Annotated in this window: 16 protein-coding genes; 8 read left to right on the forward strand and 8 right to left on the reverse strand. The window is 71.1% G+C overall.

Features of this window, described 5'->3' with window-relative positions:
- The first annotated feature begins 298 nt into the window (after positions 1-298).
- Positions 299-694: a hypothetical protein gene (locus tag H7A73_RS13470; protein ID WP_182066426.1), complete on the forward strand. Its 396-nt coding sequence runs from the start codon at positions 299-301 to the stop codon at positions 692-694.
- Positions 695-816: 122 nt separating this feature from the next.
- Here the strand turns inward: H7A73_RS13470 and H7A73_RS13475 are convergent, their stop codons facing one another.
- The gene (locus H7A73_RS13475) at positions 817-2,202 is read right to left on the reverse strand and encodes an FAD-binding oxidoreductase (RefSeq protein WP_182066427.1); all 1,386 of its coding nucleotides are present in this window, start codon (positions 2,200-2,202) and stop codon (positions 817-819) included.
- Between the two features lie 141 nt (positions 2,203-2,343).
- Between H7A73_RS13475 and H7A73_RS13480 the strand changes: the two genes are divergently transcribed.
- Complete coding sequence (locus tag H7A73_RS13480; RefSeq protein ID WP_182066428.1) at positions 2,344-3,297, forward strand: manganese catalase family protein; 954 nt, start codon at positions 2,344-2,346, stop codon at positions 3,295-3,297.
- A gap of 64 nt (positions 3,298-3,361) precedes the next feature.
- Here the strand turns inward: H7A73_RS13480 and H7A73_RS13485 are convergent, their stop codons facing one another.
- Both H7A73_RS13485 and H7A73_RS13490 read right to left on the reverse strand, forming a co-directional pair.
- On the reverse strand, positions 3,362-3,796 hold the full coding sequence (locus tag H7A73_RS13485; protein ID WP_182066429.1) for a VOC family protein: 435 nt from the start codon (positions 3,794-3,796) through the stop codon (positions 3,362-3,364).
- An 87-nt stretch (positions 3,797-3,883) separates the two neighbouring features.
- Positions 3,884-4,462, reverse strand: coding sequence for a TetR/AcrR family transcriptional regulator (locus H7A73_RS13490; RefSeq protein ID WP_182066430.1), 579 nt, complete (start codon positions 4,460-4,462; stop codon positions 3,884-3,886).
- Positions 4,463-4,547: 85 nt separating this feature from the next.
- Between H7A73_RS13490 and H7A73_RS13495 the strand changes: the two genes are divergently transcribed.
- Complete coding sequence (locus H7A73_RS13495; protein ID WP_182066431.1) at positions 4,548-5,429, forward strand: SDR family oxidoreductase; 882 nt, start codon at positions 4,548-4,550, stop codon at positions 5,427-5,429.
- A gap of 96 nt (positions 5,430-5,525) precedes the next feature.
- Here H7A73_RS13495 and H7A73_RS13500 read toward each other — a convergent pair whose 3' ends face one another.
- Positions 5,526-6,401 carry a DUF808 domain-containing protein gene (locus H7A73_RS13500; protein ID WP_182066432.1) on the reverse strand — a complete coding sequence of 292 codons (876 nt, stop codon included), beginning with the start codon at positions 6,399-6,401 and terminating at the stop codon, positions 5,526-5,528.
- A 94-nt stretch (positions 6,402-6,495) separates the two neighbouring features.
- Between H7A73_RS13500 and H7A73_RS13505 the strand changes: the two genes are divergently transcribed.
- Complete coding sequence (locus H7A73_RS13505; RefSeq protein ID WP_182066433.1) at positions 6,496-6,765, forward strand: hypothetical protein; 270 nt, start codon at positions 6,496-6,498, stop codon at positions 6,763-6,765.
- A gap of 33 nt (positions 6,766-6,798) precedes the next feature.
- On the opposite strand, the gene H7A73_RS13510 is transcribed toward H7A73_RS13505, so the two are convergent.
- Together H7A73_RS13510 and H7A73_RS13515 are read right to left on the reverse strand one after the other, a co-directional pair.
- Positions 6,799-7,209 (reverse strand): VOC family protein, encoded by a 411-nt coding sequence (locus H7A73_RS13510; RefSeq protein ID WP_182066434.1) that lies wholly within the window; start codon positions 7,207-7,209, stop codon positions 6,799-6,801.
- 47 nt (positions 7,210-7,256) lie between these two features.
- Complete coding sequence (locus tag H7A73_RS13515; RefSeq protein ID WP_182066435.1) at positions 7,257-7,835, reverse strand: TetR family transcriptional regulator; 579 nt, start codon at positions 7,833-7,835, stop codon at positions 7,257-7,259.
- A gap of 68 nt (positions 7,836-7,903) precedes the next feature.
- Between H7A73_RS13515 and H7A73_RS13520 the strand changes: the two genes are divergently transcribed.
- Positions 7,904-8,665 (forward strand): SDR family NAD(P)-dependent oxidoreductase, encoded by a 762-nt coding sequence (locus H7A73_RS13520; protein ID WP_182066436.1) that lies wholly within the window; start codon positions 7,904-7,906, stop codon positions 8,663-8,665.
- Between the two features lie 188 nt (positions 8,666-8,853).
- Here the strand turns inward: H7A73_RS13520 and H7A73_RS13525 are convergent, their stop codons facing one another.
- Both H7A73_RS13525 and H7A73_RS13530 read right to left on the reverse strand, forming a co-directional pair.
- Positions 8,854-9,441: a TetR/AcrR family transcriptional regulator gene (locus H7A73_RS13525; protein WP_182066437.1), complete on the reverse strand. Its 588-nt coding sequence runs from the start codon at positions 9,439-9,441 to the stop codon at positions 8,854-8,856.
- Between the two features lie 81 nt (positions 9,442-9,522).
- Entirely contained in the window at positions 9,523-11,727 is a 2,205-nt protein-coding gene (locus H7A73_RS13530) for an MDR family MFS transporter (RefSeq protein ID WP_182066438.1), read from the reverse strand.
- A 96-nt stretch (positions 11,728-11,823) separates the two neighbouring features.
- Between H7A73_RS13530 and H7A73_RS13535 the strand changes: the two genes are divergently transcribed.
- The 3 genes from H7A73_RS13535 (at position 11,824) to H7A73_RS13545 (ending at position 15,761) form a co-directional block, all read left to right on the forward strand.
- The gene (locus tag H7A73_RS13535) at positions 11,824-12,288 is read left to right on the forward strand and encodes a MarR family winged helix-turn-helix transcriptional regulator (RefSeq protein ID WP_182066439.1); all 465 of its coding nucleotides are present in this window, start codon (positions 11,824-11,826) and stop codon (positions 12,286-12,288) included.
- Positions 12,289-12,379: 91 nt separating this feature from the next.
- Complete coding sequence (locus H7A73_RS13540; RefSeq protein WP_182066440.1) at positions 12,380-14,209, forward strand: DEAD/DEAH box helicase; 1,830 nt, start codon at positions 12,380-12,382, stop codon at positions 14,207-14,209.
- Between the two features lie 217 nt (positions 14,210-14,426).
- The gene (locus H7A73_RS13545; RefSeq protein ID WP_182066441.1) at positions 14,427-15,761 is read left to right on the forward strand and encodes a fibronectin type III domain-containing protein; all 1,335 of its coding nucleotides are present in this window, start codon (positions 14,427-14,429) and stop codon (positions 15,759-15,761) included.
- The last annotated feature ends 29 nt before the right edge of the window (positions 15,762-15,790 follow it).

Genomic DNA, 15,790 nt, shown 5'->3' on the forward strand with positions numbered 1-15,790 from the left:
GGTCTTGAGGCTCTTACGCATCGTGATCAGTCCTTTGCTGTTGTCGCGCTCGGCGCGGCTGCTGTGTGCGCGCCGAACACACCCTTGGTGGGGTGGAGAACCAGCGATGTGCGGCTGGTGAGCGCACCGGGTGTTTCCCGGTCGTTGCAGGTGATTCGGCACCCTCCGGCGACGGGTTTGGACCGATCTCCGGTCGTTACCGCTCTGTGACCTTCGAGCCCATCCGGACAGCGGTCACGCCCGCAAGTACGTTCGCTGTGAGGCCGCTGAACGTGGCTCATCGAGAAAGGCATTCCCCATGGCATCGACGTCCAGTCGTCCCACCTCCGTCACCGTGTCGTTCGTCATCTGGCTGGTGGTGGTCCTGGCGAACATCCTGCAGGGCATCATCGGTCTGGTCTCGGGTGGCAGCTCGTCCGCCGCACAGGACGTCGGCACCGCCCCGCTCGTCGGTGGCGCGATCTTCGCGTTCATCCTCGCCGTGATCGAGCTCATCATCGTCTTCAAGATGCGCGACGGCCGCAACTGGGCCCGCATCGTGCTGACGGTCCTCGCGGTCCTGCAGCTCATCGGTGTCGGCGTCGGTGCGGCCTCGGGTGGCAATGCCTTCGGGTTCATCGGTGGCATCGCGGTGCTCATCGCGACGATCCTGATGTACGTCGGTGGCGCGAACGGGTACTTCCGTCGCCACTGAGCGGGCGTGCGTGCGGAGGCGCTCCTGCGTGACGCACACCGGTCGCTGAACGCGACCACTTGACGCAACGGGAGGCCCGGTGCCAGCTGGCACCGGGCCTCCCGTTGCGTCGTCCACCCGGGTCAGAACGCCTTGCCCGGGTTCAGGGTCCCTGCCGGGTCGAGCGCGTCCTTGACGGAGCGGTGCATCGCGAGCACGCGTTCGCCGAGCTCGACGCGCAGGCCCGGCAGCTTCAGCAGCCCGACGCCGTGCTCACCGGTCACGGTCCCACCGAGCGCCAGGCAGTCCGCCACGATCTGGTCGAACGCGGTCTTCGCGCGGGCCTTCGCGGCGTCGTCGCCCTCGGGCGCGATGATGAGCGGGTGCAGGTTGCCGTCGCCGGCGTGCGCGATGTTGGCGATCGTGACGTCCTGCGCGTCCGCGGTCACCTGGATCCGCCGGAGCATCTCGGGCACCGCGCTCCGTGGCACGCAGATGTCCTCGGTCAGCACCGGACCGAGCCGTTCGAGCGCCGGGTAGGCGAGCCGGCGGGCCTGGAACAGCCGGTCGATGTCCTGAGGGTCGGTGGCCCGCTCGACGTCCGTGCCACCTGCCTCGGCGAAGACGTCCGCGACGTGGTCGGCGATCGCGTCCCCGGCGGCACCGCGCTCGTCGACCCGCGCGAGCAGCAGGGTGTCGACGTCCGCCGGCAGCCCGAGGTGCATCCAGTCGTCGACGGCCCGAAGGCAGGTGCGGTCGACGATCTCGAGCGCGGCGGGGACGATCCCCGCACGCGAGATCGCCGCCACGGCGTCGCCCGCGGCGGTCAGCGAGGGGAAGTACCCGATCACCGCACGTTCGTCACGGCCGGCCAGGGGGAGCAGCTTCACGGTGACCGAGACGACGATGCCGAGCGTGCCCTCGGAACCGACCATCAGTCCGGTGAGGTCGTACCCGGCGACGCCCTTCGCCGTCCGGCGGCCGAGCTCCACCACCGACCCGTCGGCCAGCACGACGGTCATGCCGAGCACGTAGTCGCGGGTGACCCCGTACTTGACGCAGCAGATGCCGCCGGCGTTCGTGGCGACGTTGCCGCCGATCGTCGAGATCGCCGAGCTCGCGGGGTCCGGCGGGTACCAGAGGCCGTGCTCGGCGACGGCGGCGCGGAGTGCGTCGTTGATGACACCGGGTTCGGTGACCGCGTACCGCTCGTCGGTGTTCACCTCGAGCACCCGGTTCATCCGCTCGAGCGACACGACGATCGAGTCGGCCATCGCGTTGGCGCCGCCGGACAGGCCGGTGCCGGCACCGCGGGGGACCACACGCAGACCCGCTGCGGCTGCCCACCGGACGGCGGTGACGACGTCGTCGGTGCTGCGTGCCAGGACCACGGCGAGCGGTGCCGCGGAGTCGGCCCACTCGGCGTCGTCGTGGCGGTAGTGCTCCAGTGACTCCGGGTCGTGGAGCACCTGCTCGGACCCCAGCAGGTGTTCGAGGGCGCTGGCGTCGGCTGCGGTGGTGACGGTCATGCGGAGTGCTGGTCCTTCCGGCGTGCTGCGGTGCGGAGCGTCCGACGATACGCCTCGGCGCCGTCCGTCCGTGTGCTCTGCCAGCCACGCTGAGGAGCGTTGGGCCCGCGGCGGAACCGTCGTACGGAGCAAGGAGGCCCCATGTACTTCCACGCACAGACCTGGATCAACGAGATCGCCGACGGTGAACCGGACCCCGCCGCCGCGAACGCCCTGCAGGAGGGGCTCGGCGGACAGTTCGGCGAGATGCGCACGATGATGCAGTACCTCTTCCAGGCGATGAACTTCCGCGGCCCCGCCGCCAAGCCGTACCGCGACCTCATCCAGGGCGTCGGCACCGAGGAGATCAGTCACGTCGAGCTCATCGGCACCACCATCTCGCGGCTGCTGGACGGCTCACCCGAGTACAGCGGCAAGCTCACCGACCCGCTCGACACCCCGGGAGCGAAGGGCGCGACGCCGCTGAACATCGCCCTGGACACGAGCAACATCCACCACTACCTCGTCGGTGCCCAGGGAGCCCTGCCCGTCGACGCCGCGGGCAACCCGTGGAGCGGCAGCTACGTGTACAACTCCGGCAACCTGCCGCTCGACCTGCTGTACAACCTGATGCTCGAGTCGACCGGTCGCCTGCAGAAGTGCCGGATCTACGAGATGACGGACAACCCGACCGCCCGCAGCACGATCGCCTACCTGATCGTGCGTGACCAGGCGCACGAGAACGCCTACGCGAAGGCGCTCGAGACGCTGGGTGTCGAGTGGAAGACGCTCCTGCCGATCCCGAAGACGAACGCCGAGCGGTTCCCGGAGGTCAAGGAGCTCGTCGACCTCGGACTGCAGAGCAAGCAGTACAGCTTCGATCTCGACGGCGCGTCCGAGGCGGGCAAGATCTTCCGCGGGGCGTCGCCCTCGAAGGACGGCACCGACCTGTCCGCCACGGAGCAGGCCCCGGTCGGTGTGCCGTCGTTCATCGCGGAGGAGCGGCTCGAAGAGTTCGCACCGGGGCTCGACGCAGACCTGCTCGCCCTCATCCAGCAGACCGCCGAACTCGAGCTCGACCAGGCGGAGACGCCGATCTACGGGCCGGTGGCCTGACACCCTGCGGGACGTGATGACGCCAGGCCGGTGACGCGTCCGCCACCGGCCTGGCGTCGGGTCGTCAGTCCAGGCAGAACTCGTTGCCCTCGACGTCCTGCATGACGATGCACGACTCGTCGACCTGGTCCGCCGTCATCCGACGGATCTGGGTGGCGCCGAGTGCGACGAGTCGAGCGCTCTCGGCGTCGAGGGCGGCGAGTCGTTCGGCGCCGACCATGCCGGTTCCGACCCGGACGTCCAGGTGCACGCGGTTCTTCACCGTCTTGCCCTCGGGGACGCGCTGGAAGAACAGGCGCGGGCCGGTGCCGGTCGGGTCGACGCACGCGAAGGCCGACCCCTGGTGTTCCGGCGGCAGCGACCGGTCGAAGGCGTCCCAGTCGGCGAACCCCGGTGGGGGCGGTGGGACCACGTACCCGAGGACCTCGCACCAGAACCGGGCGACACGCTCCGGCTCGGCGCAGTCGAACGTCACCTGGACCTGTCGCACCGTTGCCATGGCGCCGAGGATACGACGATGCGCGACCGGCGTCCGCCCGGGCCGCCCGCGCCCGCCCCGCGCCCGCCCCGCGCCCCCGGCGCCCGCTCAGCCGAGCTGGGCTGCCGCCGCTCGGAGCTCGGCGAGCGCGGCCGTGGCGTGGTCGGCCAGCCGGTCGTCGTCCGCGCGCCCCACACCGGACCACCGCTCGAAGCCCTGCTTGAACGCCAGGACCCCCATCTCGGCGGCCAGCCGAGCGGGCGCGTCGGGGACTCCGCGGCCGACCAGGGCATCGGTCATGGCCGCGGCCATCCCGACGCTCTTCAGGGCGTCGCGCTCCTGCAGCTCGACACTCGCGGCGACGGCCGCTCGCAGTCGTGGTCCGAGCTCGCGGTTCATCGGTCCCATCTCGTCCGAGGCCCGTTCCAGTCCTGCTGCGACGGCGTCGAGCGGGGTGGTGTCGGCCGGTGCGCCGGTGATCCCTTCGGCGAGCAGTCGGCTCAGGGTCTCCTGCCCGGCGACGAGCAGTTCGCGCTTGTCCGGGAAGTGCCGGAAGAACGTGCTCTTGGTGACACCGGCGCGCTCGGTGATCTGCGCGACGGTCGTCTCGTCGTAGCCCTGCTCGGAGAACAGGTCGACCGCGGCCAGGACCAGTCGTTCCCGGGCCCCGGGTTGCCATCGCGCCATGGGACGATCATACGCGACGGGACAATTGTCCCGTCGGGGGTGTACGGTGACGGTACAAAAGTCCCATCACTTCTGAGGAGCACCCATGCACGTCTTCGTCACCGGCGGCACCGGCACCATCGGCACCGCGGTCGTCACCGAACTCATCGCCGCCGGGCACACCGTCACGGCACTGGCCCGGTCGGACCGGTCGGCAGCTGCCCTCGTCGCCGCGGGGGCGACCCCCGCCCGCGGTGCACTCACCGACCTCGACGTGCTGCGCGAGTGCGCGCGCTCCGCCGACGGCGTCGTCAGCCTCGCGTTCTCGAACGACTTCAGTTCGGCGGAGGCGCTCGAGCGGGGCATCGCCGAGGAGCGCGCCGCCATGGCCGCACTCGGCGAGGCGCTCGTCGGCAGCGACCGCCCGTTCGTCGTCGTCTCCGGCACGCCGTGGGAGTCCGGTCGGGCCTCGGTCGAGACCGACCCGCTCCCGCTCGAGGGGCCGGTCGCGGGTCGAGCCCGATCCGTCCTCGCCGCCCTCGACCTGGCGGCACGGGGCGTCCGGGTCTCGGCGATCCGGCTGCCGCGCACCGTGCACGCCGACGGCACGGGTGGGTTCGCGGGGATCCTGACGGAGACGGCCCGACAGGCGGGGGTCGCGGGCTACCCCGGCGACGGCGAGCAGCGGTGGCCCGCCGTGCACGCCGCGGACGCCGCGGTGCTGTTCCGGCTCGCGCTCGAAGGTGCTCCGGCGGGGACCGTCTGGCACGCGGTCGCCGACGAGGGCGACCGGGTGCGTGACCTGGCCGAGGTCATCGGGCGTCGGCTCGGCCTGCCGGTCGAGCGGGTGGCCGACGAGACGTTCGGCGCGTTCGCGCCGATCTTCGCGATGGACCAGCCGGCGTCGAGTGCCCACACGCGCGAAGCGCTCGGCTGGGTCCCGACACACCCGAGCCTGCTCGAGGACCTGGAGAACGTGCAGCGCTGAGCGCCGCGGAGCACCGTCAGCGGTGGGCGGACGGCGCGCTGGACGGGAGGCGCGGTGCCGGGCCGCCACGGGCCTCCTGTCCGCCGTGCAGCCGCGTCAGTGCTGCCCGCCGCGCAGGCGGCCGATGCCGAGCACGATGCCGACGACGACCATGCCCAGCGCGAGGCCGGCCACGGCCGACACGGCGGTGTCGGCGATCCACACGACGACGGGGCCTGCGGCCTCGAGTGCGTGCTCGATCACGTGCAGCAGGTCGTACGGCCCGTGCCAGACGGTCTCGGCGAGGTTCGCGATGACCAGGTGTCCACCGACCCAGAGCATCGCGACCGTGCCGATGACGCTGATGACCCGGAAGACCATCGGCATCGCACGGACGATGCGGGCACCGATCCGGCGGGTGCGGCGGACGGAGTTCTTCATCATCTGCAGGCCGATGTCGTCGACCTTCACGAGCAGTGCCACGGCGCCGTAGACGACCGCGGTCATGACCAGGCCGATCACGATCAGGGCGCCGAGTGTCGGCCAGAGCCCGAGGTCGGGGTCGAGGCCGGCAAGTGCGATGAGCATGATCTCGGTGCTCAGGATGAGGTCGGTGCGGATGGCGCCGAAGACGAGCTTCGGTTCGGTGACGGCCTCGTCGGACCCGCCCTCGTGGTGCACGCCGAACCACTCGGTGACCTTCTCGGCGCCCTCGAAGCACAGGTAGGTGCCGCCGAGCAGCAGGAGCCACGGCAGCACGCCGGGCGCGAAGGCCGTCAGCAGCAGGGCCAGCGGGATGATGATGACGAACTTGTTGAACAGGCTGCCGAGCGCGATGCGCCCGACGACCGGGAGTTCACGAGCGGGCTCGAGGCCCTGCACGTACTGGGGCGTGACGGCGGCGTCGTCGATGACGACCCCGGCGGTCTTCGCGCTGGCCTTGAGGGCTGCGGAGAGGATGTCGTCCACCACGGCGAGCAATCCGACTGACAATTCGTTCTCCACTCGTCTGACCTGTGACCGTGCACAGCGTAGTGGCCGCGGGGCATCCTGAACGCCAGCCACCGGACGTCCGTAGGCTCGCGGCATGGCTGACTTCACCGCCTCCCAGGCCGCCGTCGTCCGGATCGAGCGTTCCGAGCAGGGGCGCTGGGACCTCTCCGTCATCAGCGACGCCGGTGTCGCGATGGGGCACGGGGTGTACCTGTTCGACGCGGCCCAGGACGACGCCGAGGACGAGCAGGCCGCAGCCCTCGACTTCGTGCGTGACTACGGGTTCCGGTTCGAGCGCGACGCGGTGCAGGCCGACGGTCCCGACGCCTTCTGGGCGCCGCTGCTGCCGTCCGACCAGCAGTAGGCGCTGCAGCGCGCGGGACGCAGCGCGCCTGGGTCAGCGTGCCGAGCCCTCGAACCCGATCAGCCAGGTGACCCCGAACGCGTCACGGACGGTGCCGTCCCAGTCGCCCCACGGCCGCTGCTGCAGCGGGTCGACGACCGTACCGCCCTCGGCGAGCCGGTCGAACCACCGACGCAGGACGTCCGGTTCCGCAGCGCCGAGCAGTGAGAAGAGCAGCCCCGTCGCCGAGAACGGGGTGTCGCCCTCGCTCGCGTCCGCGGCGAACAGCTGCAGCTCGCCGGTCAGCTGGCCGTGCGCGACGGCGTCGGCCGGACCGTCCGTGCGGGAGAAGTCCGCGTAGGTCGCGATCCGCACCTCGCCACCGAACACCCGCTGCCAGTGCTCGAGGGCCCCCCTGGCGGTACCGGCGAACTGGAAGTACGGCGCGGGTCCGGTCGTGTGCATGCCGGCAAGGTACTCCGGCGGGCGGAGTGGGGGAAGCCTGGGGTTCGTCAGTCGAGCAGCGCCAGTGCGCGCTCCACGACGTCCTCCGGTCGTCCGTCGCCGTGCAGGGCCCACCAGGTGAGTGCTGCGCTCGCGGCGGCGGCCAGCGTGTGGGCGCGCACGGCGGCGGCGAGGTCGTCGGCGGTGCCCCCGTCTCGCTCGGCCACGTACCGCAGGATCTCGTCGGTCAGGGCCGTGACCGTGGCTGCGCCGACGTGCTCGAGCGACGGGTTCGCGCGGATGACCCGGAGTCGGTGCCGGGTGACCTCGACCGCGTCGTCCGGGAACGTCGCACCGATCCGGTAAGCCGCCCGGAGCGCGACCGCCGAGGGCTCGTCGGCCGGCCGTGCCCGGAGGGCTTCGCGGAACCGTGCCGCGAACTCGTCGAGACCTCCCCACACCAGCGCCGCCTTGTTCGGGAACAGCCGGAAGAGGGACCGGCGACTGACCCCGGCCGCCGCGGCGACGTCGTCCATCGACACGGCATCGAAGCCCTGGTCGTCGAACAGCCGGAGTGCGACGAGGGACACGGCGTCGGGGTCGATGGTGCGCGGGCGCCCCGTCGGACGGTCGTTCGTCGAGCTCATGGAGACCTTTCGGCACTGAGTGCTATAACCGGAGTGGCGCAGCGAGCGCCTCGCATCGAGGAGACGACATGACCGACACCACCACCGCCGGACGGTTCACCGGCAGGACCATCATCGTCACCGGAGCGGGTTCCGGCATCGGACGCGCCACGGCGACGCGCATCGCGAACGAGGGCGGCCGCGTCATCGCGACCGACGTCGTGGCCGAGCGGCTCGACGCGCTCCGCACGGAGCTCGAGGGCTTCGCCGTGGAGACCGTCGTCGGCGACGTCGCCGCGAGCGAGACCATCGACGCACTCATCGCCGCCGCCGGCGACCGTGTGGACGGGCTCGCCAACGTCGCCGGCATCATGGACGCGTTCCTGCCGCCGGACGAGGTCGACAACGCCACCTGGGAGCGTGTCTTCAGCGTCAACGTCACGGGCCCGATGCGCCTGACCCGCGCCGTGCTGCCCCTGATGATCGCCGCCGGCAAGGGGTCGGTCGTGAACGTCGCGTCCGAGGCCGCCTTGAAGGCCTCGGCCGCCGGCGCTGCCTACACCTCGTCCAAGCACGCCATCGCCGGGTACACCAAGAGCGTCGCGTTCTTCCACGGGCCGCAGGGCATCCGGGCGAACGCCGTGGCACCGGGTGCGGTCGCCACGAACATCGAGGCACCGATGCGCAGCGAGTACGCGGCCCGCCGCGTCGGTCCGATCATGCAGACCACCATCCCGCCGGTCGCCCAGCCCGAGCAGCTCGCCGCCGCCATCACCTGGCTGCTGAGCGACGATTCGACGAACGTCAACGGCGCGGTGCTGCCGAGCGACGGTGGCTGGTCCGTCGTCTGACGCTGACCACCTGACGGACGGGAGGCCCGTGGCGGCGCCGCCACGGGCCTCCCGTCCGTCTTCGGCCACGTCGACGACGCGCGGTTCCTTCCCAGAGCGCGTGCGCTGGAAAGCGGAACCGGGCGTACCGGGCAGGAAGTTCCTGCCCGGTACGCCCGATCCGACACGGCGAGCCAACGGCCGGCGGCTCAGGAGACGAGCGCCGCCATCTCGCGCACGACGGAACGGAGCCGATCCGCGAGCTCGTCGTTGCTCCGCACGGTCTCGCGGTGCGCCGCCTCGCTGAGCGCGGACATCACCAGGGTCACGGCGGTGCGGGCGGTCTGCGTGTCGGTGCGGGTGCCGACGACGCTGAGCAGGGACTGGCGCGACTCGGCCATCCACCGCATCACCATCGCGGACATCTCCGGCCGGAGCACGAGCAGCTCCTTCATGCGACGGCGGTCCTGCGAGAGCGGGACGGTCGCCGCGACCAGGGTGCACAGGTCGTCGACGAGGGCGCCGTCGGCCTCGACGAACCGGGCCGCGGCACGCTCCGGGACCTCGACGGAATCGAGCCCGAGCGCCGCGTGGGCCTTCGACGAGAAGTAGTTGAAGAAGGTGCGGGGGGAGACGTCGGCGTCGGCGCAGATCTGCTCGACCGTGACGCCGTCGAGCCCGTGCGCCGACACCAGGGTGAGCGCTGCGTCGTGCAGTGCCTGTCGGGTCTGCTGCTTCTTCCGTTCACGCAGCGTGCACGGCTCCGTTGCCGCAGCCACTGCCGGTGTGGTGATCACGTGGACTCCTGGTGGTTGGTGTGTCTGTGTGTGGGAGGGGCGCCCGCCCGGAAAGGGGGCACGGACGGACGCCCCGGTCGGTCACCGACGGTGCGTCGGCGTGGATCCGGTCGAACCCTGTCCGGTCGAACCCGATCCGGTCGGTACGGACCCGGTCATCGGTCCGGTGAACGAGCCGGCCTCGGCTGCTGCGGCACCCGCCTCGGCCTCGAGCTGCGCCTCGGCGGACATGTCGGCCTGCTCCTGCAGCGCGGAACGCTGGCGCAGCGGCGGCACCCGGAAGAACCAGGTGAGCACGAACGCGAGCAGGATGACGCCGAGACCGACCCAGTAGATCGTCACGGACGAGGCGTTGAAGCCCGCCATGAACGGCCGGGTCAGGCGGCTGTCGGCACCGGTCAGGAACGAGGTGTCGTTCGTGCTGGTGGCGCTGTCGCTCGTGCTGGTGCCGTCGTCGATCTTCTTCGCCAGCTCCGGGGTGAGCTCGTCGACCCAGTAGGAGCGCTGGTCGGCGTTCGACCAGTCGACGGACACGGTGCCGCCCTGCACGCTGGCGTGCGCCTGGTCGGCGACCTGCTCGAGCGCGGACTGCTCGGCGGCCGGCGTGGCCGCGGCGACCTGCTGGTCGATGACGCGCTGCGCTGCTGCGGCGGGCACGGCACCCGCGGTGACCTGCTGCTGCACGGCCGCGGTGACCTGCTCGGTGACCGCGGCGTCGGCGGCCTGCTCCGCCTTCGCCGAGGCCGCGTCGAGCTGCGACTGCACGGTCTTCGTCAGCGGGGTGACGACGGGCGTCCAGATCTTGTCCATGGCGCCCTGGTTCGCCTTCGCGCTGGCGACGGTCGGGTTGAGCGCGGCGTCGAGTGCCGGACCGAGGTCCTTCTGGTTCGCCGTGGCCGTCAGGATGTTCGCCGGCATCACCGAGAACAGGATGGACAGCAGCACGGCGGTGCCGAGCGTGCCACCGATCTGACGGAAGAACGTGGCGGACGACGTGGCGACGCCCATGTCACGGGCCTCGACGGAACCCTGCGACGCCAGGGTCAGCGACTGCATGACCGATCCGAGGCCGAGGCCGATGAGGAACATGCCGATCATCAGGAACCAGAGCGGCTTGTCGATCGTCATGAAGGTCAGGACGACGTAGCCGGCGGAGACGAGCGCGGTGCCGATGACCGGGAAGATCCGGTACCGGCCGACGCGTGCGACGATCTGACCCGAGGTGATCGAGGCGATCATGAGACCACCGACGAGCGGCAGGGTGGCGAAGCCGGACTCGGTCGGGGTCAGTCCGACGACGATCTGCAGGTAGAGCGGGATGGTGAGCATCGCGCCGAACATCGCGAAGCCGACCAGGAACCCGATGACGGTCGCCATCGAGAACGTGCCCGAGCGGAACAGCTTGAGCGGGATGATCGCCGCGTCGCCCATCTTCGACTCGATGAGCAGCAGACCGATCAGGCCGACGATACCGACGACGTAGCAGGCGATGGCGGCGGGGGAGCCCCAGCCCCAGATGCGGCCCTGTTCCGCGACGAGCAGGAGCGGCACGAGGGTGACGATGACGGCGGTCGCGCCCCACCAGTCGACCTTCGGCTTCGCGTCGCCGGCGCCGTGCACCTTCGGCAGGTGCAGGAACACGATGACCATGAGGAGCGCCGCGACACCGATCGGCACGTTGATCAGGAGCACCCAGCGCCAGCCCGTGATCCACAGGATCTCGGAGGAACCGGCGAGCAGACCGCCGATGAGCGGGCCGATGACGGACGAGATGCCGAAGACGGCGAGGAAGTACCCCTGGTACTTGGCGCGCTCCCGCGGGGCGAGGATGTCGCCCATGATCGCCAGCGGCAGCGACATCAGCGCGCCGGCACCGATGCCCTGCACCGCGCGGAAGGCGGCGAGCATGAGCATCGAGGTCGACATCGACGACAGGACGGCGCCGAGGATGAAGACGACGATGCCGAAGATGTACAGCGGGCGCCGGCCGAAGATGTCGGAGAGCTTGCCGTAGATCGGCGTCGCGATCGTCGAGGTGATGAGGTAGGCGGTCGTCACCCAGGCCTGCTGGTCGAGCCCGTGCAGGTCGTCGCCGATCGTGCGGATCGCCGTGCCGAACACCGTCTGGCCGAGCGAGGACAGGAACATGCCCGCCATCAGGCCGTAGATCACCAGGAGGATCTGACGGTGGGTCATCAGCGGCTGCTGGCCGGCGCCCGCGGAGGCCGCGGGGGCCTCGGCGGTGTGCCGACCGTGCTGCACCGGGACGGGTGCGGTGGCGGTCATCGAACTCCTTTTTCTGGCTGTGAAACTTTGCAGACCGCGCAACGATACATCTGTTGCTTCCGGCAAGCAACTAAATGTGCCCGCTACGCTGAGCGCGTGACCGACGACCGGCGTACCGCCGAGCGACTCCTGCGATCCCAGCTCGACCGGCTGTGGGTTCGGCAGACCCTGCGCTCTTCGCTCATCGAGTCCCGCGGTGGCCTCGACCCGACGGCCCGCGTGATCCTGCGAGCCGTCGCCGGGCACGGGCCGGTCCGGGCGACCGCGATCGCCGACGCGACGGGGCTGTCACGCCCGGTGATCAGCCGCCGGGTCGCCTCGCTGATCGAGGCCGAGCACCTGATCGGGTCGCCCGACCCCGCGGACGGCCGCGCCACGCTCGTCACGCTCGCCCCCTCCGGACGACGGCTGCTCGACGAGCTGGACGCCGCCGGGGCCGAGGTGTTCGACGACCTGACGGAGGAGTTCGCCTCCGACGAGCTGCGCTCGCTCGCCGAGATGCTGACGCGACTGAACGACCGGGCGGACGCGGTCCTGGGGATCGGCACCACGCGCTCCTGAGGTGACCGAGGGCAGGGACGGGAGGCCCGTGGCGGCATCGCCACCGGCCTCCCGTCCCTGCGGAGCGCGCATCCGAGATACCGTTGGTGGTATGAGCACGGACACCACCCCAACCACTGAGACCCTCGACGACGGGCCCGTGGTGACGTTCGCCGGTCTCGGCCTGAGCGACGCTGTGCTCAAGGCCGTCAAGGACATCGGCTACGAGACCCCTTCCGCCATCCAGGAAGCCACCATCCCCACGCTCCTCGCCGGGCGCGACGTCGTCGGACTGGCGCAGACCGGTACCGGCAAGACCGCGGCCTTCGCGCTGCCGATCCTGTCCCGCATGGAGTCCGGCAGCAAGAAGCCCCAGGCGCTCGTGCTGTCCCCGACGCGTGAGCTCGCCCTGCAGGTGTGCGAGGCGTTCGAGCAGTTCGCGTCCCACATGAAGAACGTGCACGTGCTGCCGGTCTACGGCGGCCAGGCCTACGGCGTGCAGCTGTCCGCCCTGCGCCGCGGCGTCGACGTCGTCGTCGGTACCCCCGGCCGCATCATGGACCACCTGGCGAAGGGCACGCTCGACCTGTCCGAGCTCAAGTACCTGGTGCTCGACGAGGCCGACGAGATGCTCAAGATGGGCTTCGCCGAGGACGTCGAGACGATCCTCGCCGACACCCCCGACGACAAGCAGGTCGCGCTCTTCTCGGCGACCATGCCCGCGCAGATCCGCCGCATCTCGCAGCAGTACCTGACCGACCCGGCCGAGATCACCGTCAAGACCAAGACGAAGACCGCCGCGAACATCACGCAGCGCTACCTGATGGTCTCGTACCCGCAGAAGGTCGACGCGCTCACCCGCATCCTCGAGGTCGAGGACTTCGAGGGCATGATCATCTTCGTCCGCACCAAGAGCGAGACCGAGACCCTGGCCGAGAAGCTCCGTGCCCGCGGGTACGCAGCCGACGCGATCAGCGGTGACGTGGCCCAGGCCCAGCGCGAGCGCACGGTCAACCAGCTGAAGTCGGGCAAGCTCGACATCCTGGTCGCGACGGACGTCGCCGCCCGTGGCCTCGACGTCGACCGCATCACGCACGTCGTGAACTTCGACATCCCGGTCGACATCGAGTCCTACGTGCACCGCATCGGCCGGACCGGTCGCGCCGGCCGCTCGGGCGACTCGATCAGCTTCGTCACCCCGCGCGAGCGTCGCCTGCTGTCCGCGATCGAGCGTCACACCAAGCAGCCGCTCACGCAGATGCAGTTGCCGACCATCGACGACGTCAACGAGACCCGCCTGACGCGCTTCGACGACGCCATCACCGCGGCGCTCGAGGACCAGGGCCGGATCGCCGCCTTCCGCGACGTCATCGCGCACTACGTCGAGCACCACGACGTCCCCTCGGACGACGTCGCCGCTGCCCTGGCCGTCGTGGCGCAGGGCGACTCGCCGCTGCTCCTCACCGCAGCCGACGACGCACTCCGCACCCAGATGGAGCGCGACGCCCGTCGCAGCGAGCGCGACGAGCGTGGTGCCCGCGACGACCGTGGCGGCCGCAGCGACCGCGGCGACCGTGGTGGCGACCGCGACCGTGGTGACCGCGGCGACCGCGGCCCGCGCCGTTCGCAGCCGATGTCCCCGTACCGCATCGAGGTCGGCCGTCGTCACCGCGTCGAGCCGCGCCAGATCGTCGGTGCCCTGGCCAACGAAGGTGGCCTGCGCCGCGACGACTTCGGTGCGATCCAGATCCGTCCGGACTTCTCGATCGTCGAGCTGCCGGCCGACATGGACCCCGGTGTGCTCGAGCGCCTCACCGACACCCGGATCAGCGGCAAGCTCATCGAGATCCGTGCGGATCGCCGTGGTGGCGGTCGCCGCTCGGACGACCGCGCCCCGCGCGGTGACCGCGACGACCGTCCGGAGCGCAGGCCGCGCTACTGAGACGCGCGCGTCTGCGACGCGACCTCTTCTGACGGGAGGCCCGGTGCCAGCTGGAACCGGGCCTCCCGTCCGTCGTCAGTGCGGGTCCCGGGCCTGCGGCATCTTGCGGTGCGGGGAACCGCAGATCCCTCCCGCAGGCGTTCCCCCGGAGTCCGCACGGTGCTGTGATGACCGGAGCCGTGACGCAGGGAGCCGCGGAGAAGGCAGGGGAACCATCGTGTACCGAGCACTCATCACCGCGGTCGCCGCCGCGGCGCTCGTCTTCGGAGGCGCGGTGCCGGCGACGGCGCACACCTCTCCGTCGGTGCCGGGAGCACCGACCGCCGTCCGCGTCACCGGCGACGCGGACAGTGCCACGCTGACGTGGCGCGGTCCGAAGCACGGCGCGAAGGTGACGGGCTGGAAGGTCGCCGTCGCCGCCGTCGCGAACCGGCACGACCGCCAGGTCGACCGACTCCACCCGCGCGCCCGCTCCGACCGGTTCGACGAGCTCTCGCCCGCCACCACGTACCGCTTCTCGGTGCGTGCCCTCGGCCACCGGGGGACCGGCCGCACGATCACGCTGCGCTGGACGTCACCGTCGGTGCCCGAGCCGGAGGCAACGCAGTCGCTGTTCGCGCTCGACGGCAACGGTGACGTCGTGCGGTTCGCGGATTCCGGCGGCGGTGCGAAGACCGTGGTCGCGACGGACGGCGAGGGCTTCGCCGCGAACGCCGACGGTGACGTCTTCACCCCGTCGGCGGACGGCACCGAGATCCTGCTGCACCCGGCAGACGGTGGCGGGATCTCGATCATCGCGTCCGGGCTGCACCTGACCCCGGACCTGCGCTCCGACGCCGAGGGCAACCTGTACTGGGTGGACTCGGTGAGCGGTGCGGTGCAGAAGCTGTCCGTCGGCACCTCGACCCCGAAGGTCGTGCTGGACCTGGGTGGCAAGGCCGTCGGGAGCGATCAGCGTTTCTGGACGGTCACCCCGGACGGCAAGGTCGTCGTGCTCGGCGGAACGGTCAGCCAGCCGTACGTCAAGGGCACCGGCATCGCGCCCCGCACGTTCACCGGGCCGATCGGCACGGTCGTCGGCTACCCCGCCGGCGTGCTCGCCGACTCGCACGGCAACGTCTACGTCGACATCCGATCGACCGGTGGCGCCGGGTCGTGGGTCTGGTACCAGCTCGAGCCCGGGGCGACCCGACTGACGCAGATCGAACCGCGGTACGCGTTCGAGTACGCCGCCGCGAACGCCGACGGCTTCTCGCTCCTGCAGTCGGCGCAGTTCTGCCCCGCCCCGTCGGAGTACCGGCCGGGCGGGTGCACGATCGACCGCGGCATCCCGGACAAGCTCGTGGTGGGCAGCGGCGGCACGTCCACCGTGCCGGTGACCGGGCTGACCGCCGGGTCGCGTGGCGAGCACCTGGGTGCTGCCTCCGCCGACGGGGACGTGTTCGTCTCCATCGACAGCGGCCCCTCGGTCGGGCTGTGGAAGGTCCCCGCCGCGGGTGGAGCTGCCCGGCAGCTCGACGCGGCGCAGTACTCGAGGCTGCTGGTGATCTGACCGGCGGTGCGAGGCGGAAGGGGGTGGGA

It is taken from the genome of Curtobacterium sp. ME12 (genome assembly GCF_903970855.1).
Taxonomy (GTDB): Bacteria; Actinomycetota; Actinomycetes; order Actinomycetales; family Microbacteriaceae; genus Curtobacterium; species Curtobacterium poinsettiae_A.

Coding starts and splice junctions, on each gene's coding strand:
- H7A73_RS13470 (WP_182066426.1), top strand. CDS start 299: ATGGCATCGACGTCCAGTCGTCCCACCTCCGTCACCGTGTCGTTCGTC.
- H7A73_RS13475 (WP_182066427.1), bottom strand. CDS start 2,202: ATGACCGTCACCACCGCAGCCGACGCCAGCGCCCTCGAACACCTGCTG.
- H7A73_RS13480 (WP_182066428.1), top strand. CDS start 2,344: ATGTACTTCCACGCACAGACCTGGATCAACGAGATCGCCGACGGTGAA.
- H7A73_RS13485 (WP_182066429.1), bottom strand. CDS start 3,796: ATGGCAACGGTGCGACAGGTCCAGGTGACGTTCGACTGCGCCGAGCCG.
- H7A73_RS13490 (WP_182066430.1), bottom strand. CDS start 4,462: ATGGCGCGATGGCAACCCGGGGCCCGGGAACGACTGGTCCTGGCCGCG.
- H7A73_RS13495 (WP_182066431.1), top strand. CDS start 4,548: ATGCACGTCTTCGTCACCGGCGGCACCGGCACCATCGGCACCGCGGTC.
- H7A73_RS13505 (WP_182066433.1), top strand. CDS start 6,496: ATGGCTGACTTCACCGCCTCCCAGGCCGCCGTCGTCCGGATCGAGCGT.
- H7A73_RS13510 (WP_182066434.1), bottom strand. CDS start 7,209: ATGCACACGACCGGACCCGCGCCGTACTTCCAGTTCGCCGGTACCGCC.
- H7A73_RS13515 (WP_182066435.1), bottom strand. CDS start 7,835: ATGAGCTCGACGAACGACCGTCCGACGGGGCGCCCGCGCACCATCGAC.
- H7A73_RS13520 (WP_182066436.1), top strand. CDS start 7,904: ATGACCGACACCACCACCGCCGGACGGTTCACCGGCAGGACCATCATC.
- H7A73_RS13530 (WP_182066438.1), bottom strand. CDS start 11,727: ATGACCGCCACCGCACCCGTCCCGGTGCAGCACGGTCGGCACACCGCC.
- H7A73_RS13540 (WP_182066440.1), top strand. CDS start 12,380: ATGAGCACGGACACCACCCCAACCACTGAGACCCTCGACGACGGGCCC.